This window comes from Hymenobacter sp. NBH84, from assembly GCF_014217645.1.
Lineage (GTDB): Bacteria > Bacteroidota > Bacteroidia > Cytophagales > Hymenobacteraceae > Hymenobacter > Hymenobacter profundi.
Window position 1 is genome coordinate 3,123,306 of the sequence record NZ_CP043644.1, and the last position, 16,962, is coordinate 3,140,267.

Here is a 16,962-nt window from a genome sequence, read left to right on the forward strand (position 1 = left end):
GCAGGTTGAATGTGGCCTGAACACCCACTCCCCGCAGCCCAACCGCGTATGTTCTACCTCCGTAAGCAGGCACCGCTTTTTCCCATGTTCATTATTCCCCGATACGGTATCTTTAGCCGTTTCAGCTGTTTTGTTGCTCATCCCAGGCCCGCACCCACTCCTCTATGGCCGATACCCCAGCCTCCACCCCGCTTTCTTTCTCTGAGTTTACGCCGCTAAGCACGGCCGCCTGGCAGGAGCGCATCCGCCGCGACCTGAAAGGGCAGGACCCGGAAACGCTGCGTTGGCACTCGCCCGAAGGCGTGGTAGTAGAACCCTTCTACCATCGCGAAGCCTTGGATGCTCTGGCTACTCCCGCCACGCCACAAGTGCGCGCTGCTGAGGCCAATGCCTGGCTGAACGTACCTACCTACCTCGTACCGGCCCACGACAACGGCCACGCCGCCATCGACCGGGCCACAGAGGCCCTGCAACGAGGCGCCGATGGTGCCCACTTCGACCTGGCCGACACCGCCGCTTTTGACGTTGCCTACCTAGCACAGCACCTACCCCTGGCCGCTACCTACGTAGGCTACTCGGTGCGCGCTACGCCCCTACCCTTGCTAGAACGCCTGCTGGCAGCCAGCAGCAACACCCTGCGCGGCTTTCTGCGGTTCGACCCCGTAACGGATCATTTACTGGATTTGCAAGGGCAGCTTGCCGCGTTGCGAACCGTATTGCAGCTAACGCAGCACCTGCCAGAATTTAAGGCGCTGACGCTGAACGGAGCGTATTTCGGCAACCGAGGCGGCACAGCTACGCAGCAGCTGGCCTTTGCCCTAAGCACGGCAGCGTATTACCTCGATTGCCTACCCAGCAACGAACTGGAGGTGGCCACGGTGGCCGCTGCCGTGCAGGTGCAGGTGGCCATCAACCCCAGCTACTTCACCGAAATAGCTAAGCTGCGCGCTCTGCGCCGGTTGTGGGCCACACTACTATTTGCCCACCAGCTGCCCGCCGAAATGGCCAGCCAACTGCGCATCTACGCCAGCACGGCCACCTGGAGCCAGACTACGCTCGACCCGCCTACCAACTTGCTGCGCACCACCACCGAGGCCATGGCCGCCGTGGTGGGCGGCGCCGATGCCGTGAGCGTCACGCCCTTCGACAGCCTGTTTGCGGCGCCCAATGCATTTGCCGACCGCCTGGCCCGCAACATTCCTACCCTGCTGCGCTCGGAAGCCCATTTGCAACAGGTAGCCGACCCGGCAGCGGGTTCCTACTACCTCGAAACCCTGACCGATGAACTGGCCCGCAACGCCTGGGCGCTGTTTCAGGAAGTGCAGGCGGCTGGTGGTGTACCGCGGGCCGCTCGGATTATCATCAACCAGTTGCAACTCACTACGCAGGCCCAGTTCCGGCGCATTGCCACCGGCGAGCAGGTGATTGTGGGCACCAACCGCTACCAGAATCCGCGCGAGCAGTTCAGCTTCAACCCCAAGCGCTTGCTGCGTAGCGCCGATTTCGACTCGACCAGGGCCGCCTACCCCTCGGAGGTGCTGCAACTAGCCACGGCGCTGCACTTTCAGCGGCGCGAGAAGAAGCTGAAGCGGGCGGCCGTGGTGCTGCTGGGCGCCCACACCAACCAGCATATTCTGGAGTCGTTTCTGCAAACGCTGCCGGCACACGAGCGGCCGGAGCTGCGTGAGAGCCATCCGGAAGGCACGGTATCGGTGCTGTTCTCGTCTTCGGAAGAAGCCACGCTGATGTATGCCACGCCCGATCAGTTCAGCCGCCTGGCCCGCTTGGTGCACCGGGTGCCGGCCGATGATGCTTCCTTTATGCCATCCCCCTTGCTCACGTCTGATTTGGCTACCCTTCAGGAAGCCGTGCAGTTTTTTGGTTTCAAAGAATTTGTGGTAGAAGGCTACAGCACGGAAGATGTGCTGGCCCGCTTGCAGGGCAAACGGTAGGGGCGCGTGCCACGCGCCCGCCGGCCGTGCCGTTGCTGCCTTCTCCCAAACTCCCTCCCACCCAACTACCGGGCGCGTGCTACGCGCCCCTACTTCCGTTCTCATGACGCCCGATTTCTCCCATATTCCCTACAACGCCGGCACGCTGCCTACCCCCGCTGCCCCGCCCGCTGCCTCTCCTACCCCCGAAGGCATCGAGCTGAAAAGCTACTACACGGCCCAGGACGTGGCTGGCCTCGACCACCTCGGTTTTGGCGCGGGCGTGGCGCCCTACCTGCGCGGCCCCTACAGTACCATGTATGTGCAGAAGCCCTGGACCGTGCGGCAGTACGCGGGTTTCTCCACGGCCGAGGAAAGCAACGCCTTCTACCGCCGCAACCTGGCGGGCGGGCAAAAGGGCTTGTCGGTAGCGTTTGACCTTGCCACGCACCGCGGCTACGACTCCGACCACCCCCGCGTGGAGGGCGACGTGGGCAAGGCCGGCGTAGCCATCGACTCGGTGGAGGATATGAAGGTGCTGTTCGACCAGATTCCGCTGGATCAGATGTCGGTGAGCATGACCATGAACGGGGCGGTGCTGCCGATTATGGCCTTCTATATTGTGGCGGCCGAGGAACAGGGTGTGACGCCGGACAAGCTGGCGGGCACCATTCAGAATGACATTCTGAAGGAGTTTATGGTGCGCAACACCTACATCTACCCGCCCCTACCCAGCATGCGCATCATTGCCGATATTTTTGAGTACACGGCGCGGCACATGCCCAAGTTCAACAGCATCAGCATCTCGGGCTACCACATGCAGGAGGCTGGCGCCACCGCCGATATTGAGCTGGCCTATACCCTGGCCGACGGGCTGGAGTACGTGCGCACCGGCTTGGCGGCGGGGCTCAGCATTGATGATTTTGCGCCGCGGCTGTCGTTTTTCTGGGCCATTGGCATGAACCACTTCATGGAAATTGCCAAGATGCGCGCCGCCCGGTTGCTCTGGGCCAAGCTCATTCAGCAGTTCAACCCGCAGAACCCCAAGTCGTTGGCCTTGCGCACACACTGCCAGACCTCGGGCTACTCCCTCACCGAGCAAGACCCCTACAACAACGTGGCCCGCACCACCGTGGAAGCGCTGGCCGCCGTGCTGGGCGGCACGCAGAGCCTGCACACCAACGCCCTCGACGAGGCTATTGCCCTCCCCACCGACTTCTCGGCCCGCATTGCCCGCAACACCCAGCTCTACCTCCAGCACGAAACCGACGTGACCCGCGTGGTAGACCCTTGGGGCGGCTCCTACTACGTGGAAACCCTCACCCACGAGCTAGCCGACAAAGCCTGGGCCTTGATTCAGGAGGTGGAAGAACTGGGCGGCATGGCGAAGGCCATCGAAACCGGTCTACCCAAAATGCGCATCGAGGAAGCCGCCGCCCGCAAGCAGGCCCGCATCGACTCCAACAAAGAGGTAGTGGTAGGCGTGAACCAGTATAAGATTGACGAGCCCACGAATATCGAGCTGCTCGACATCGACAACGCCGCCGTGCGCGAGTCACAGATTGCGCGGCTGAGCACCATCCGCACGGAGCGCGACTCGGCGGCCGTGCTGCGCGCCCTGGATGCGCTGACCGAGGCCGCTCGCTCGGGCAAGGAAAACCTCCTGGACCTGGCCGTACATGCTGCCCGCCTGCGCGCTACCCTCGGCGAAATCTCCGATGCCCTTGAAAAGGTATACGGCCGCCACCAGGCTACCATTCGAGCCATTTCGGGTGTATATTCGGCGGAGATGAGCTACGACGAGCAATTTGCCCAGGCCCGCCACATGGCCGACGACTTCGCCGCCCGCGAAGGCCGCCGCCCGCGTATGCTGGTGGCCAAAATGGGCCAGGACGGCCACGACCGGGGCTCCAAAATCATTGCTACCAGCTTCGCCGACGTGGGTTTCGACGTGGACATTGCGCCCCTGTTCCAGATGCCCGCCGAGGTAGCCCGCCAGGCCACCGAAAACGACGTGCACGTGGTGGGCGTCAGCAGCCTCGCCGCCGGCCACAAAACCCTGATTCCGCAGCTGCTGGCGGAGCTACGGCAGCTCGACCGCGCGGATATCCTCGTCATCGCCGGCGGCGTGATTCCGGCGCAGGACTACCAGTTTCTGTATGATGCGGGCGTGGCCGGCGTGTACGGGCCGGGGACGGTTATTGCCGTGGCAGCGCAGGAGATTTTGGGGAAGCTAGAGGAGTAAATTATTTGGCGGTGGGTTCTTTGAACGGATGGCGCGGGGCTGTGCCCCGTGGCGACTATGCGCAGGCCTCTGGCCTGCCATCACCCGCGCCGTTGGGAGAGTGCTACAGCAAAGTTGTTCTAGCGACGTAGGCCAGAGGCCTACCAATAGTCGACACGGGGCACAGCCCCGCGCCATCATTCAGCCCGCCTGACCACGGCACTTTTGTACACGCAGTATCTCACGGAACATCCCTATGCGCATCGACGAAATAGATCAAGAAGACGCCGACATCGATTGGTTTGCTACCGATAACAACGGTCATATTCTACACATAGCATCCGGCGGTGGGATACTACCCGAATCGGTTGCTGCCTCCGAAGAAGAGCTACTGGAACTGCACCAGTATTTTCTAACGCTGCCTGAAACTGGTTCGGGGGTGACGGTAGCGGTAGAAGAGACAGCCGACGAAGGCAGTTACCAGGGGTTTGCTCGCTACGCTCGGCGTGGACTGTTTTCCTTTGCCAAAACCCGCCTGCACGAGCGCGCCGATACCCAGTACTATATAGTAGCCCGCCCGACACAGCCGCTAACCGTAGCGGAACTGCCAACACATATAGCTGAATTATTGGGCCGCACACGGCTACTGGGGGCCGTGACAGAACAAGTAACGCTTGATAGCAAAACTATTCTATAGTCAATATCAGTAAGCGCCGAGACGTAGACTGATAATTAGCAAAGGACTCTACTTGTATGTTATTCCTATCAACATACCTACTCCCACCACCGCCGTTGCGGCAGCGGCCCTACCCCTACCACCACCGGTTGGCCTAGCTCGGGGGTAGTGAAGGGCACGTGGCGGCGGGCGGCTTCGGCGGTGGCGCGCTTCACCGACTCGTTCCAGGGGTGGTGGGCCTCGGTGAAGGCGCCCCAGTGCACCGGCAGAAACACCCGCGCCTGCACGTCGAGGGCGGCTTGCACGGTTTGCTCGGGCAGCATGTGAATCTCGGCCCAGTTCTTATCGTACTGCCCGCACTCCAGCAGCGCCAGATCGAAGGGGCCGTACTGCTGGCCGATGCGCTGGAAGTGCGGCCCGTAGCCCCCGTCGCCGCTGTAGAACACGCGGTGGGTAGGCGTCTTCAGCACCCACGACGACCACGAAGTGCTGTTGCGGTTGCCCAAGCCCCGCCCCGAAAAGTGCCGCGCCGGCGTGCTCACAATCGTGAGGCCGGGCAGCTGGATGGAGTCGTGCCAGTCTAGCTCCTGCACGCGGGCCGGGTCTACGCCCCAGGCCAGCAGGTGCGCCCCTACCCCCAGCGGCACGTAGAAGTGGGCCACCTTGTCCTTGAGCTTGACGATGGTTTTGTAGTCGAGGTGGTCGTAGTGGTCGTGCGAAATCAGGACCGCTTCGATGGGCGGTAGCTCCTCGGCGGTGATGGCCAGGGAATCGTTATAGCGCTTGGGCGTGACCAGGGGTAGCGGCCCCATCTTCACGCTCAGCATGGGGTCGAGCAGGATGTTTTTACCGGCTATTTCCACCAAGCTGGCCGAGTGCCCAAACCAGGTAACGCGCACCATGTCCGGCGTTTTGCGGGTGATGCTGAGCGAGTCGAGCTGATGGGTAGGCAACGGGCCAGGCGGCTCGCTGTTGGGCGTTTTGCTGAACAAAAACTGCCAGAACACCTTCACCGTGCTCCCCCCAGTCATCACTTCGGTCGGCACTAGGTTCCGAAACTCCCCATCCACATAGTGCCCCGACTCTGCATAGGCCGCCTGCTGGGCCTTGGTTGGCTTGCCGCCCAGCTCCGGGCTAAGCTGCGCAAACGCGACGCCTACAACAATCAGCACGGCCACGATACTTGCTACCAAGTAGCCAACGCCTTTCAACAGTTTTCGCATGTTTATCCGGAGAGCTAAGAACGTTCTGTGTATCCAAGCTGGATACTCGACTGTTTGTTCGGAGTTTACATAACAATAGCTTTTCCGGAGAACATCCGAAACAGGATGAGGGCAGGACAGCCCAAAAGCAAAAGCGTCATTTCGACCAACGGGAGAAATCTCGCGTGCTGACAGAGGATAGTATCTTTCATCAGCACACAAGATTTCTCCCGTTGGTCAAAATGACGGTCTGTTAAGTCCTGCTAAGCCGTTTTATATAATAGACGGCGCTTATTTCTTCGACAGCCACAAGGCTACCGCGCCGCCTACCAGCGCCAGCAGTGCTCCCGAGGCTACCGGGTGCAGGGAAGCACGCGTGTAGTAGCTTTTCTGGAACACGTAGCCCGGATGGTCGCCGTGCACGCGGCCCCCAACGCCAGGCTGGTGCAAGCCGCCCTGCGGGTTGCTGGGTGCCTGGTCGGGCCGAACTTCCTGGCTAGGCATCACGTGGGCGTTCACCCAGTCTACAGCGGTAGGCGCTACCTTATTGAAAGAGCTGAACAGCTTGCTACCACCACCCACGTACACATCGCGCTCTGGATGCGCGGCGGCGTGCACAATGGCATACGCTACCTCCTCGGGCGCATACACGGGGTCGGGTAGCTTTGGCTGCCGGTCCAGGTAGTTGCGGGCATTCTGCATGAAGGGCGTATTGATGCCCGCCGGCTTGATCAGCGTGACCGATACCGGCGCTTCCTCGTGCTCCAGCTCGGCCCGCAACGAATCGGTGAAGCCTTTGATGGCGTGCTTGCTAGCGGAGTACACGCCCTGGAGCGCCACTCCCAAATCGGATACTTCGCTACCCAAGTTGATGAGAGCACCGCCCTTTGGTTTCAGGTGTTTTAGGGCTTCCAGAGAGCCGTTTACCACGCCCCAAAAGTTGGTATCGAACAGCTTGCGGTAGTCTTCCACGCTTCCCTGCTCAATCATCCCCACAATGCCTACCCCCGCGTTGTTCACCCAGGTATCTATCCTGCCGAAGCGTGCTAGAGCAGTTTCGGCAATGCGCCGCACCTCGTCGGCATTTGCTACATCGGCGGCTACGGTGGCTACTTCGCCGCCTAGCTCCTGGGCTACTTTCTGCAAATCTTCTTCACTGCGAGCGGCTAGTACCAGCTTCGCGCCTTTCTCGGCGGCCAGCTTCGCTGTAGCCAGTCCGATGCCGCTGGTAGCTCCCGTAATAACGATGGTTTGTTCTTGAATGGGCTTGAGTTTCATAGGTGTAGAGATTAGAACTGAATTTCCTACCTCTTACGCAGCCTTACTCAACACGGCTAGTTCCAGCTGTTTGTTGATACTACAGCTGGAAATGATTCTGTATTTGCATTTATCTAACCAAGCACAAAATATTATTATCAAGTAACGCTGTATAATAACAATTATATAACACCAAATTATTATAAACAACCTCGCCTATCATCACTTAAAAGTGAATATATGTAGTATGCTTATAGTGTTATTATAATAAAATAGTTCAATATAAATAATTCCAAAAAACGCAATTAATAGAAGAGCTTAATTAGCATCAAATTACTGACATTCAAATACTTATAAACAAAACGTAGATACTATAAAATACCTTAAAGCGATAATACTTTAATTATGACAAAAGGATGATTATCAAGCTTATGCTTATACTGGTTAAATGCTCCTCCTTCAGAAAAGTACAACCTTATTGTTCAGCAAGCGTATAGCCGAACTTATTTAAGACAATACTGGCTTGTACAAGCTATAGTTTCCTTGAAAAAAGCTATAGGATTAGGAAGATACGTGTCTTTGAAATTTACCACATCAGCATATTACTATTTTACCTCACTGAATGGCATTTTTTATCAAAGAAACTTCTTAGCATAACTTTCTAGGGGCTGCGCATGGACACTGTAAATACTTTTGTAGCTAAGAGGCCAACTACTTTCTTAGATAAAGCCAATATAGCAACGGCCGTTGCCCGCAAGCCTGCTTTTCTGGACTATATTCAGAACGCCCGCGCCATTGCTATTCTATTTATAGTAGCCATTCACTGCTACGGCATCCTGAAGCCGGAATTTGAGCCTATTATTCTGCAACGCGGCACGTTGCTGTTCATGTTCATCTCCGGCTTTCTGTTTCAATACCTCTCTAAGCGGTTCGATAAGAAAACGTATTGGTACAAGAAGGTGCAGAATATTTTGGTACCCTACGTACTTATCTCGCTTCCTATCTTATTTATCCGCTTTGCAACGCACCATCACAACCCAGATATAACGGAAGTATTTCCGGCCTTTTTCACGTATTCCCTACCCACGCAGTTAGTGGCCTATTATATAACCGGAATGCACTTGGTGCCTTTCTGGTTTATCCCCATGATCTGCTTCTATTATCTGTTGGCACCGGTCTTTATCTACCTCGACCGTAACAGAACAGTGTATTATTTCCTACCTGTTTTCATGTGCCTGTCGCTAGTAGTTACCAGGTCGTCAGAGCTATACCGATTCCACTTAGCCTTTATTCACTACCTATCTATCTATCTGCTCGGTATGTTTGCCAGCCGCTACCACAAGCGGCTGCTGTCCATCACAGACTTGCTCTGGCCTATTCTGATTGGTCTTACGTTTGCCTTTATCGTATTGGGCGCCATATTCAACCAAAAGGAAATCCGCTTTATTGAGCAGTTCCAGTATTGCCAAAAAATACTCCTTTGCTGGAGCATCATTTATTTGCTGTGGAAGTTCAACGACAAGATTATGCAGAATAAATTCTTGTCTAAGAACCTCACTAAACTATCTAATATCAGCTTCGCTTTATACTTTGTACACTACTACTTCTTGTATTTTATAGATTACCTGACGGAGAACGGCACACTAAATTGGCCGCCTACCTTTTTCAATTCCACGGTAATTTTCGTTGCTGATTTACTTTTTTGCTTCGCGGCCATTGCTGTTATAAAAGCTATTGCTGGCAGCAGGAGTAAATACATTATGGGCTATTAGCTAGCCTTGGTAAAGACATAGCACGTTGTATCTCCTCGTTGGTGGGGTTTCTTGCTTAATCCGCCCGATAGCAGTCGAACTGCAAAACGCTCTACAAGCGTACCTTCCCTACCATCTCTCTGTTCCAGAACCAGGGAAACGGAACAGCCGAAAGGCCCGCTCTTTCTGCAGAAAGCCAGTTAGCCACAGGGGCCGGGCTTCAGCAGTTGCTGAAGCCCGGCCCCTGTGGCTAACTGGCTTTCAGTGGCTTTTCTACAGCAGCTCCAAAGCCGCTTCGTTGCCTTGCTGAATGGCTAGATCGTGGGCCGATAGGCCGCGCACGTCGCGGATGCTGGCGTCGGCACCTGCTTCCAGCAAAATGGGTATCAACTGGTTGCGACCAAACAGGGTGGCAAACATGAGGGCTGTGCCACCGTTGCCGTTCTGCAAATCCAGGTTGGCGCCGTGGGCAATGAGCTGTCGGGCAATTTCGGGGTAGCCCTTGAAGCATACGCCCATCAGGGCAGTGTTGCCGGCGCGGTCTTGCACGTTTACATCGGCGCCGGCCTCTAACAGCAGTTTCGTAGCCTCTAGGTGGTCGTCGTAGGCGGCAATGATAAGCGGCGTGAAGCCTTTGGCATCCTGCGTATTAACGTCGACGCCCGTGGCGAGCAGTTCGCGCAGGTAGGCTACGTCGCCCCGACGGGCGGCATCAAACAACAGGTCTTCGGGGCGAGCGGAGGTGAATGTATTTTCCAAGGAAAAAAGCTTAGTGATGATGCTGATACGATGGCCTACGCGGCTGGTTGTACCAACCAAGCGTAGCAGCAGGATGTTTTAGCGGGCGGGCACCGGGTAGCGCGCAAACAGTTCGTCCACACTGTTGTTGATCTGCTCTACCTGCCGGTGGGGCTTTTTGGTGAGGGCGCCGGCTACGTTGCCCTGCCACACCAGCGTGTTGCGGGCGGCATCTACTACGTCTACAGTAGTGGTGCCTTCGCGGTAGGCCCGCACAGGCACTTGCTGGCTTTGCCAGCCGTAGCGGCGCTGCCCCGCATACGGAGGGGCCTCCCAAATTTGCGTTTCGCGGGTTTGCATCTTATCAGCTACCACTACCCCCACGTGCACCCACACATCGGGCTGGGGGGCGCGGCGGTAACCCCGCTGCTCTAGCTGGCGGGCAATAGCTGCCTGCCAGATGGGTAGGGTGGGACTCATTACCTGGTAGCCGGCCTCATTGCGGGCGTCGGTGGTTGGAAAGTTGTAGGTGTGGTAGACCGTAAAATCGGTTCCGGCCATTTGGTCAACAGCCGTAACCTGTGCACTGGGAGCACAGGCACCCAACCCCAGCAAGAGTGGCAGTAGCTTCTTCATGCACTTGTGTACGCAACACGGCCTTGGGTGGCCTACCCAGAGCGGCACTACGATGCACAAAGCCCCCACCACCAGACCTAGCTGATGGTGGGGGCTTTGGCTAACTTCTCCAACTGCCTAGCGCCGGGCAAACAAGCCGCGTGTGCCGTTTCCTTTGTACTGTTTGCAATACGGACGGTGTACGTAGCCATGTCCACGCTTGAGCGCCCGGGTAAATGGGGTACCTGCTAGGGCATCTCCCATCGAAAGAAGTACGGCAACCAACACAAGAAGAACAGCACGCAGGGCAGTAGAAGAGAGCATGGTTAGGGCAATAAGTAAGGTGTAGAAAAGAGCTGTACTGCCGGGCTTACCCCCGTAGTAGTTCTTCAAAACAACCCAATTAAATAGCGAAAAACCTATTTTCTCGATGTTTGCACTCTTCTTATAGCTGAAGTGATTTATTGGGCCGATGAATTGATTCAATATTGGACATTTTTCCAATATTGAGAATAAGGTTTTCTGCTTGCACAGCGAAAACGGGTTGCAGCCAGTACCTCGCTCTTAGTGCAAGGGCCTCCGTTTCACCATACCGCCCTTGGTATCGCGCACGCTGCTCATCACTACAAAAGCATTGGGGTCAATCTTGTCGATTTCGTCGGTGAGGCGGGTCACCTCTAGGCGCGTTACTAGCGTAAAGATGATATCGATGGTACCCTGATCCTGCCCTTGTGTGTTGTACCCGCTTTTGCCCACGTAGAGGGTAGCACCGCGGCCCAGCTTCTCGGTTACCATGCGCCGGATGGCTTCACTTTTGGGCGAAATGATGGTCACGCCCGTGTATTCCTCAATGCCTTCAATGATAAAATCGACCATCTTGGCAGCGGCCAGGTAGGCAAGAATGGAGTAAAGGGCCGTGGTGATGGAAAGCAGCAGCGCTGCCACGCCAAAGATGACGATGTTGATGAGCAGAATAATGTCTCCTACCGTCAAGGGGAGTTTCTTGCTGAGGTACACGGCCAGAATTTCGGTGCCATCGAGCACGGCGCCCCCGCGTACGGCCAACCCAATACCAGAACCCAGAAAGAAGCCCCCGAACACGGCGGCCAGCAACTTGTCTTCAGCCAGCACCGAAAAATGCACGGAGTACAGCACCGTGGCCAGCCCCAAAATGGCGGCCAGCGTACGCGCCGCGAAGCCGCGCCCCAGCTGAAAATACCCCATCACCACAAACGGAATGTTGAGCACCACAATCAGCAATGGCAACGAAAGATGGGTGGTGTGGTTGGTGAGCAGCGAAATACCCGTTACGCCTCCGTCAATAAAGCCGTTGGGTAGCAAGAAGCTTTCGAGCCCCAGCGCAGCCGAGAAAATACCGGCCACCATCATAAGGCCCTGTACTACCTGCTTACGCCACCAACGTGGCCCGTATACTGTCGGATGAGCCTCGTCTTCGTGCGGTGGAATGGTTTCGGTGGCCGCGGTGGCGGCAGCGCCTTTGGGCTGGTTTTGCAGCTCGGCGGGGGTAGGCTTAACAGGCATGCGGAAGGAAATATGGTCCCTATACGTAGGAACGGCTTGGAGTTGGGTGCCTTAAAGCATAATGCCTCTACTTCTCGTTGCGCATTTCCTGGCGGCGCATGGGCATTTTGTCGATGGTGCCGAACAGGGCATCGGGAGGTATAGGCGTGGCGCTACGTTGTTTCACGCCGCCGTCTTTGCCGATTAATAGCACGGTGAAGCTGTCGGCGGACAGCTTCAGTTCCTGGCGGGCGTATTGGCGGTCGGCGGCGTTTAGCTGGCTTTCAATGACATCGAGCACCAGCATATCGCGTGCGCGCATTCCTTCCGGCTGGGCGGCAAGTAGGGCACGCTGGCGCTTCAGTGTGGCATCGTCGGCGGTAGGTGCGTGCAGGAGCAGTACGCGCTTTTTCCAGCGGTTGGCTTTCAGGGTAGCAGAGAGTGAAGCGGGGGGCGCGGCGCTCAGCAACACGGTCAGCAGCAGACCAATGCCGCCCAACATTCCCAAACAACGAAAAGTAGTATGCATAGCTACTCCTACGCAAACCATCAGCACCGGGATAAGCGCGGCCCCTACCCGGCCACCCGCAGCAGCCACCGTTTCAGTAGCGGCTGCCGGGCCACGGCAAAGCCTACGTTCATCAGCCAGGGCCGCGGGGCTACCAGGCGCATCAGGCGGTAGCTGCGCGCCAGCTTGCTGGTGATCTGGCGGGCTACCTGGTGCTCGTAGTCAGCTAGAAAGGTAGGGCTGAAATCGTTGTGCTGACAGCTCCGTACGGCCTGCCGGGCTGCCAGTATGCCGCTCTGCATAGCCGTGTCGATGCCGTGTCCCTGCAACGGGTCGATAAGCGAGGCCGCGTCGCCACAGAGCAGGAACCGCTCCCCCGCCAGCGGGCGTGGGCGTCCACCTAATGGCAACCCAAACCCTTCTACATCTGATAGTTGCTGCGCTCCGGCAAAGCGCCGCGCCAATTCGGGATGCGTGACCAACAGCTGCGGCAGCATCTTTTTCAAATCTACCCGCTGCCGCGCTACAGCTTCGGAGAGCATCCCAAACCCCACATTGTACACGCCATTGCCGACCGGGAAAATCCAGCAGTAGCCAGCCATGTATTCGTGCAGGAAGAAAAACTCGGTGGTGGTGCCATCTACCCCCGCAATGCCCGAGTAGTAGGCCCGCACGGCGGCGCAGTGGTAAGCCTTGTCGATGGTGCGCTGGGTAAGGCGTCGGGCCGCTACGGAGTTGGCACCATCGCAGGCAATGAGTAGGCGAGCCGTCAGTGGTTTCTGCTCCTCGTCGGCTGGTAGGAACTGCACACCCGTTGGCGTGGTCTGGATGTCGCGCACGGCATAGCACTCCCGTATGGTAGTGGGCGTATGGCGTCGTACTAACTGGAGTAAATGGTCGTCGAAGTGCAGACGGGGGCTATTGAAGGTAGGCAGCTGCCAGCGGATGCGCAGCTCGCGGCCGTTGGGCGCCACCACGCGGCTGTCGCGGGTGTCGGCGCGGGGCGTGAGATTCGCCAGCAACTCGGCGTGCCAGGCTGGATTGAGCTGCCGTAATGCTTTCAGTGCTAGGCCAGGAATGGCGTCGCCGCACACTTTGTCGCGCGGGAAGGTTGCCTTGTCTACCATCACCACGCGCAGGCCGTGGCCGTGCAAGGCCAGCGCGCAGGCTGCTCCGGCGGGGCCAGCACCTAAAATGGCTACGTCGTAGTCAGGAGTTTCCACGTGTGCAAGTTAGCAGGCGCTACTTACTTCCGGGTTTAAAGGTTCTTACACACATAGGATTTACACCCGAATCGGGTGCCGTTGCGGACTCCCGCGCCGTCTACCACATCAGCAGACTGTTCGTGCAACGTCAGCACACGGCAACCGGTCGGCTCGGGCGCAAGTCCTGATATAGTATATACAATATATATTTACCAGCCACGTTCCTGATTTTTATCCTATTTATAAAATGATACGCCTGCTGCTTTCTACGGGAGCCCTACTTCCTTTCAATCAAGCCCTTCTCAAAGCGCCTTTCGTGACGAACAGCAGCGTTTTCCACGCGTACGCACTGCGTATGACCATACACTTGCTGGGCTGCGCATGCGTTTGGCGGCACACGGTGTTGACCCCAATCAACCCGAAATATTTATACGGGCTTTCAAGGTAGGGCGGCAGTTGGAGGTATGGGCGCGCACGCGGGCCACGGCCACGCCGTTTGTGCTGGTTCGCACCTTTTATATATCCGGTACGTCGGGCACGCTGGGACCCAAGCGCCGCGAGGGCGACGGGCAGGTGCCCGAAGGCTTTTACCAGCTCGACCGCTTCAACCCTACCAGCGCCTACCACCTCTCGCTCGGCCTCAACTACCCCAATGCCAGCGACCAGTGTCAGAGCGACGCCCAGCACCCCGGCGGCGACATCTTCATTCACGGTTCCAACGTCACCGTTGGCTGCCTGCCCATCACCGATGCCGGCATTGAGGAGCTGTATGTATTGGCCACGGAGGCCCGGGCCGGCGGGCAGGATACCATTGAGGTGCACATCTTTCCGTTTGCGCTCACACCAGAAAACCTAGCAGCCCGCCGCAACAGTACACACGCCATTTTTTGGCAAAACCTGAGCGCCGGCTACACGTTTTTCGAGCAAAACCACCAGCTGCCCCATCTAGCTACCGACGCCAGGGGCTCGTATACCGTACGCTAGACGTTTGGCCCTCCCGGCTTTTCCTCCTTCCTCACCATGCCTGCCCTTACCCCACCCTTGCGCGATGCTGCCGTACTTGTTCCACTCTACCGTGATACTGCTGGTCAGCTGCGCCTAGTCGTCATTCGGCGCACCGATTTTGGTGTGCACGGCGGGCAGCTGGCGTTTCCGGGCGGCAAGCGGGAATTGCAGGACGCTTCGCTGGAAGCCACGGCCCTGCGTGAAACAGAAGAGGAAATTGGCCTACCCGCCGCGCAGGTGCGGGTACTGGGCAAGCTGCCGCCCATTGTCACGGAGGTTTCGGGGTTTCGCATCTGGCCGTTTGTGGGCCACATCGAGCCGCCCGCGCAGTGGCAATGGCAGCCCACCGAAATTGCCGAGGTGCTGAGCGTGGTTGTAGACGACCTGCTGCTCCCCGACGCCCGCGTAACGGAAACCTGGCAGTTGCCGGGCTGGCCTGCGCCGATGGCGGTGTCGTTTTACCGGGTAGGCCCCTACCCCTTATGGGGCGCTAGCTACCGCATGGTGCGGGCGCTGCTGCCGCGGCTTGTGGCGGGCGAGTTTATTATTTGATTTTACTATCGCTAGCCATGAATGCCGAACTACGCCAACTGCAACAGCAAGTAGAAATTCTTGCCAAGCGGATAGCTCCTATTCCTTGGAAACCCACCTATGGCTATAGCGTCGATGGTGCCCTTACGCATTTGGAAGTCGACAGCAACGGTATGCATTATGTGGTAGTAGAGCGTGGTCAGGAACAACTGCGCCGCACCACGCAGGACGTAGACGAATTGCTGTACTGGGTGTTTGCCAGCATTACATTTTCTATGGCTAGCAGCTATGAAGTGCGACACCGTGTACCCGACCAGGATTTTCGACGACTGTTATTTGCGAAGCAGGCAGAGCTACTGCACCGGCTCAATCCGGTTTGGGAGGTGCGTCGACAGCAAGAATTATCAGACATTCTACTGCAAGCGCCTTTCAGCGATACGAAATGAGGCAAAGCATATGACCGCACACAAAAAAGAAGGTCATTATCTTAGTATGGCACGGCATTTCGTTATGCTTCCTGGAAATGACTAATTTTTTCTGCTTTTCAGTCTATGCGTTTCTTTCTGCTTTTGTTGATTTCTTGCTTTGCGACTTTCACCGCCAGCGCCCAAAGCGAGCAGAACTTCTGGTATTTCGGCCAACAAGCCGGCTTGAGCTTCACTAATGGTACCCCTACCCCACTCAACGATGGCAAGATGACCACCTACGAGGGCTGCGCTGTAGCCACCAATAAGCGCGGCCAATTGCTGTTCTACACCAACGGCGAAACCATCTGGAACCGTCAGCACCAAGTGATGCCCAACGGCCGCAAGCTCCAGGGTAGCAACTCCAGCACCCAAAGCGCCCTAGTGGTGCCTGACCCTGGCAGCGGCAACATCTTCTATGTGTTCACGGTAGCGCCCCAGGGCACCAACGTGGGCCTGCGCTACTCCATCGTAGACATGACCCGCGACAACGGCCTCGGCGACGTGCCCCGCGCCAATCTGCTCCTGATTTCGCCGGTGGCCGAAAAGCTGGCCGCCGTGCGCCACCAAAACGGCCGCGACGTGTGGGTGGTGGCTCACCGCTGGAACTCCAATGGCTTCGTGTCCTACCTCGTCACGCCCGAAGGGGTAGAGGCAGGCAAACCCATCCTAAGCAACGTGGGCTCCATGCACGCCGGCCCCGGCCGCAACGCCATCGGGGCTATGGCGTTTTCGCCCAATGGCAATCAGTTGGCCGTGGCGCTGTGGCGTGAAGCCAACAAGTTTGAGGTCTTCGACTTTGACCGCACCACCGGCAAAGTGAGCAAGCCCCGCGCCTTTGGGCCGTACGAGGAAGCCTACGGCGTGGCCTTCTCGCCCGATGGCACCAAGCTCTACGGTACCCGCAACGGCGCCGGCGGTGGCGACGCCCAGATCTGGCAGTTCGACCTCAAAACCAGCAAAGCCACCCAAATCGGCAACTCCGCTAACCGCAAGGTAGGCGCCCTCCAGCTCGGCCCCGACGGCAAAATCTACGTCGCCCGCGAAGACAACGGCTACCTCGGCGTCATCCAAAACCCCAACGCCACCGGCAAAGCCGCCGACTACAAAGACGACGGCCTGAGCCTCGGCGGCCGCCGCAGCAAGCTGGGCTTGCCGAGTTTCTTGGTGGAGCCGAAGTAGGTGACGTATAGAACCGCGTGTCATTCTGCGCCTCCTGTCATCCTGAGTGGAACGAAGGACCTTTTCACCCTAGAACGACCATCGTAACAACGACTCATTCTAGCGTGAGAAGGTCCTTCGCAAGCTCAGGATGACAGCAGGCGCAGGGGACA

The 16,962-nt window shown here is 57.6% G+C and carries 16 protein-coding genes; 8 read left to right on the forward strand and 8 right to left on the reverse strand.

The genetic code is table 11. The annotated features are described in order from the left end of the window. The first annotated feature begins 164 nt into the window (after positions 1–164). The 3 genes from F1C16_RS13000 (at position 165) to F1C16_RS13010 (ending at position 4,852) form a co-directional block, all read left to right on the forward strand. Positions 165–1,952, forward strand: coding sequence for a methylmalonyl-CoA mutase family protein (locus F1C16_RS13000; protein ID WP_185281068.1), 1,788 nt, complete (start codon positions 165–167; stop codon positions 1,950–1,952). A 103-nt stretch (positions 1,953–2,055) separates the two neighbouring features. After that, on the forward strand, positions 2,056–4,176 hold the full coding sequence (scpA, locus tag F1C16_RS13005; RefSeq protein WP_185284335.1) for a methylmalonyl-CoA mutase: 2,121 nt from the start codon (positions 2,056–2,058) through the stop codon (positions 4,174–4,176). 235 nt (positions 4,177–4,411) lie between these two features. Next, positions 4,412–4,852 (forward strand): hypothetical protein, encoded by a 441-nt coding sequence (locus F1C16_RS13010; RefSeq protein WP_185281069.1) that lies wholly within the window; start codon positions 4,412–4,414, stop codon positions 4,850–4,852. Between the two features lie 77 nt (positions 4,853–4,929). On the opposite strand, the gene F1C16_RS13015 is transcribed toward F1C16_RS13010, so the two are convergent. Beyond that, positions 4,930–6,054 (reverse strand): MBL fold metallo-hydrolase, encoded by a 1,125-nt coding sequence (locus F1C16_RS13015; protein ID WP_185281070.1) that lies wholly within the window; start codon positions 6,052–6,054, stop codon positions 4,930–4,932. 270 nt (positions 6,055–6,324) lie between these two features. After that, positions 6,325–7,311, reverse strand: coding sequence for an SDR family oxidoreductase (locus F1C16_RS13020; protein ID WP_185281071.1), 987 nt, complete (start codon positions 7,309–7,311; stop codon positions 6,325–6,327). 653 nt (positions 7,312–7,964) lie between these two features. Here F1C16_RS13020 and F1C16_RS13025 point away from each other — a divergent pair. After that, a complete protein-coding gene (locus tag F1C16_RS13025) occupies positions 7,965–9,062 on the forward strand; it encodes an acyltransferase (protein WP_185281072.1) in 1,098 nt (365 codons plus the stop codon). Between the two features lie 252 nt (positions 9,063–9,314). Here the strand turns inward: F1C16_RS13025 and F1C16_RS13030 are convergent, their stop codons facing one another. The 6 genes from F1C16_RS13030 to F1C16_RS13055 all read right to left on the reverse strand — a co-directional run bounded on the left by F1C16_RS13030 (position 9,315) and on the right by F1C16_RS13055 (position 13,646). Further along, on the reverse strand, positions 9,315–9,818 hold the full coding sequence (locus F1C16_RS13030) for an ankyrin repeat domain-containing protein (protein WP_343217151.1): 504 nt from the start codon (positions 9,816–9,818) through the stop codon (positions 9,315–9,317). A 60-nt stretch (positions 9,819–9,878) separates the two neighbouring features. Continuing rightward, the gene (locus F1C16_RS13035; RefSeq protein ID WP_185281074.1) at positions 9,879–10,415 is read right to left on the reverse strand and encodes a DUF4136 domain-containing protein; all 537 of its coding nucleotides are present in this window, start codon (positions 10,413–10,415) and stop codon (positions 9,879–9,881) included. Between the two features lie 117 nt (positions 10,416–10,532). After that, on the reverse strand, positions 10,533–10,880 hold the full coding sequence (locus F1C16_RS13040; protein WP_185281075.1) for a hypothetical protein: 348 nt from the start codon (positions 10,878–10,880) through the stop codon (positions 10,533–10,535). Between the two features lie 78 nt (positions 10,881–10,958). Beyond that, on the reverse strand, positions 10,959–11,936 hold the full coding sequence (locus F1C16_RS13045) for a YitT family protein (protein ID WP_185281076.1): 978 nt from the start codon (positions 11,934–11,936) through the stop codon (positions 10,959–10,961). 67 nt (positions 11,937–12,003) lie between these two features. Beyond that, a complete protein-coding gene (locus tag F1C16_RS13050; RefSeq protein WP_185281077.1) occupies positions 12,004–12,444 on the reverse strand; it encodes a DUF4174 domain-containing protein in 441 nt (146 codons plus the stop codon). Between the two features lie 44 nt (positions 12,445–12,488). Beyond that, a complete protein-coding gene (locus F1C16_RS13055; protein WP_185281078.1) occupies positions 12,489–13,646 on the reverse strand; it encodes an NAD(P)/FAD-dependent oxidoreductase in 1,158 nt (385 codons plus the stop codon). 363 nt (positions 13,647–14,009) lie between these two features. On the opposite strand from F1C16_RS13055, the gene F1C16_RS13060 reads away from it, so the two are divergent. From F1C16_RS13060 to F1C16_RS13075, 4 genes are all read left to right on the forward strand, one after another. Continuing rightward, positions 14,010–14,612, forward strand: a complete 603-nt coding sequence (locus tag F1C16_RS13060; RefSeq protein ID WP_185281079.1) for a murein L,D-transpeptidase family protein — start codon at positions 14,010–14,012, stop codon at positions 14,610–14,612. A gap of 36 nt (positions 14,613–14,648) precedes the next feature. Next, a complete protein-coding gene (locus tag F1C16_RS13065; protein WP_185281080.1) occupies positions 14,649–15,185 on the forward strand; it encodes a CoA pyrophosphatase in 537 nt (178 codons plus the stop codon). A 17-nt stretch (positions 15,186–15,202) separates the two neighbouring features. Further along, positions 15,203–15,610, forward strand: a complete 408-nt coding sequence (locus tag F1C16_RS13070; protein WP_185281081.1) for an Imm63 family immunity protein — start codon at positions 15,203–15,205, stop codon at positions 15,608–15,610. 105 nt (positions 15,611–15,715) lie between these two features. Next, positions 15,716–16,810, forward strand: coding sequence for a WD40 repeat domain-containing protein (locus tag F1C16_RS13075; protein WP_185281082.1), 1,095 nt, complete (start codon positions 15,716–15,718; stop codon positions 16,808–16,810). The last annotated feature ends 152 nt before the right edge of the window (positions 16,811–16,962 follow it).

Coding starts and splice junctions, on each gene's coding strand:
- F1C16_RS13000 (WP_185281068.1), top strand. CDS start 165: ATGGCCGATACCCCAGCCTCCACCCCGCTTTCTTTCTCTGAGTTTACG.
- scpA (WP_185284335.1), top strand. CDS start 2,056: ATGACGCCCGATTTCTCCCATATTCCCTACAACGCCGGCACGCTGCCT.
- F1C16_RS13010 (WP_185281069.1), top strand. CDS start 4,412: ATGCGCATCGACGAAATAGATCAAGAAGACGCCGACATCGATTGGTTT.
- F1C16_RS13015 (WP_185281070.1), bottom strand. CDS start 6,054: ATGCGAAAACTGTTGAAAGGCGTTGGCTACTTGGTAGCAAGTATCGTG.
- F1C16_RS13020 (WP_185281071.1), bottom strand. CDS start 7,311: ATGAAACTCAAGCCCATTCAAGAACAAACCATCGTTATTACGGGAGCT.
- F1C16_RS13025 (WP_185281072.1), top strand. CDS start 7,965: ATGGACACTGTAAATACTTTTGTAGCTAAGAGGCCAACTACTTTCTTA.
- F1C16_RS13035 (WP_185281074.1), bottom strand. CDS start 10,415: ATGAAGAAGCTACTGCCACTCTTGCTGGGGTTGGGTGCCTGTGCTCCC.
- F1C16_RS13045 (WP_185281076.1), bottom strand. CDS start 11,936: ATGCCTGTTAAGCCTACCCCCGCCGAGCTGCAAAACCAGCCCAAAGGC.
- F1C16_RS13050 (WP_185281077.1), bottom strand. CDS start 12,444: ATGCATACTACTTTTCGTTGTTTGGGAATGTTGGGCGGCATTGGTCTG.
- F1C16_RS13060 (WP_185281079.1), top strand. CDS start 14,010: ATGCGTTTGGCGGCACACGGTGTTGACCCCAATCAACCCGAAATATTT.
- F1C16_RS13065 (WP_185281080.1), top strand. CDS start 14,649: ATGCCTGCCCTTACCCCACCCTTGCGCGATGCTGCCGTACTTGTTCCA.
- F1C16_RS13070 (WP_185281081.1), top strand. CDS start 15,203: ATGAATGCCGAACTACGCCAACTGCAACAGCAAGTAGAAATTCTTGCC.
- F1C16_RS13075 (WP_185281082.1), top strand. CDS start 15,716: ATGCGTTTCTTTCTGCTTTTGTTGATTTCTTGCTTTGCGACTTTCACC.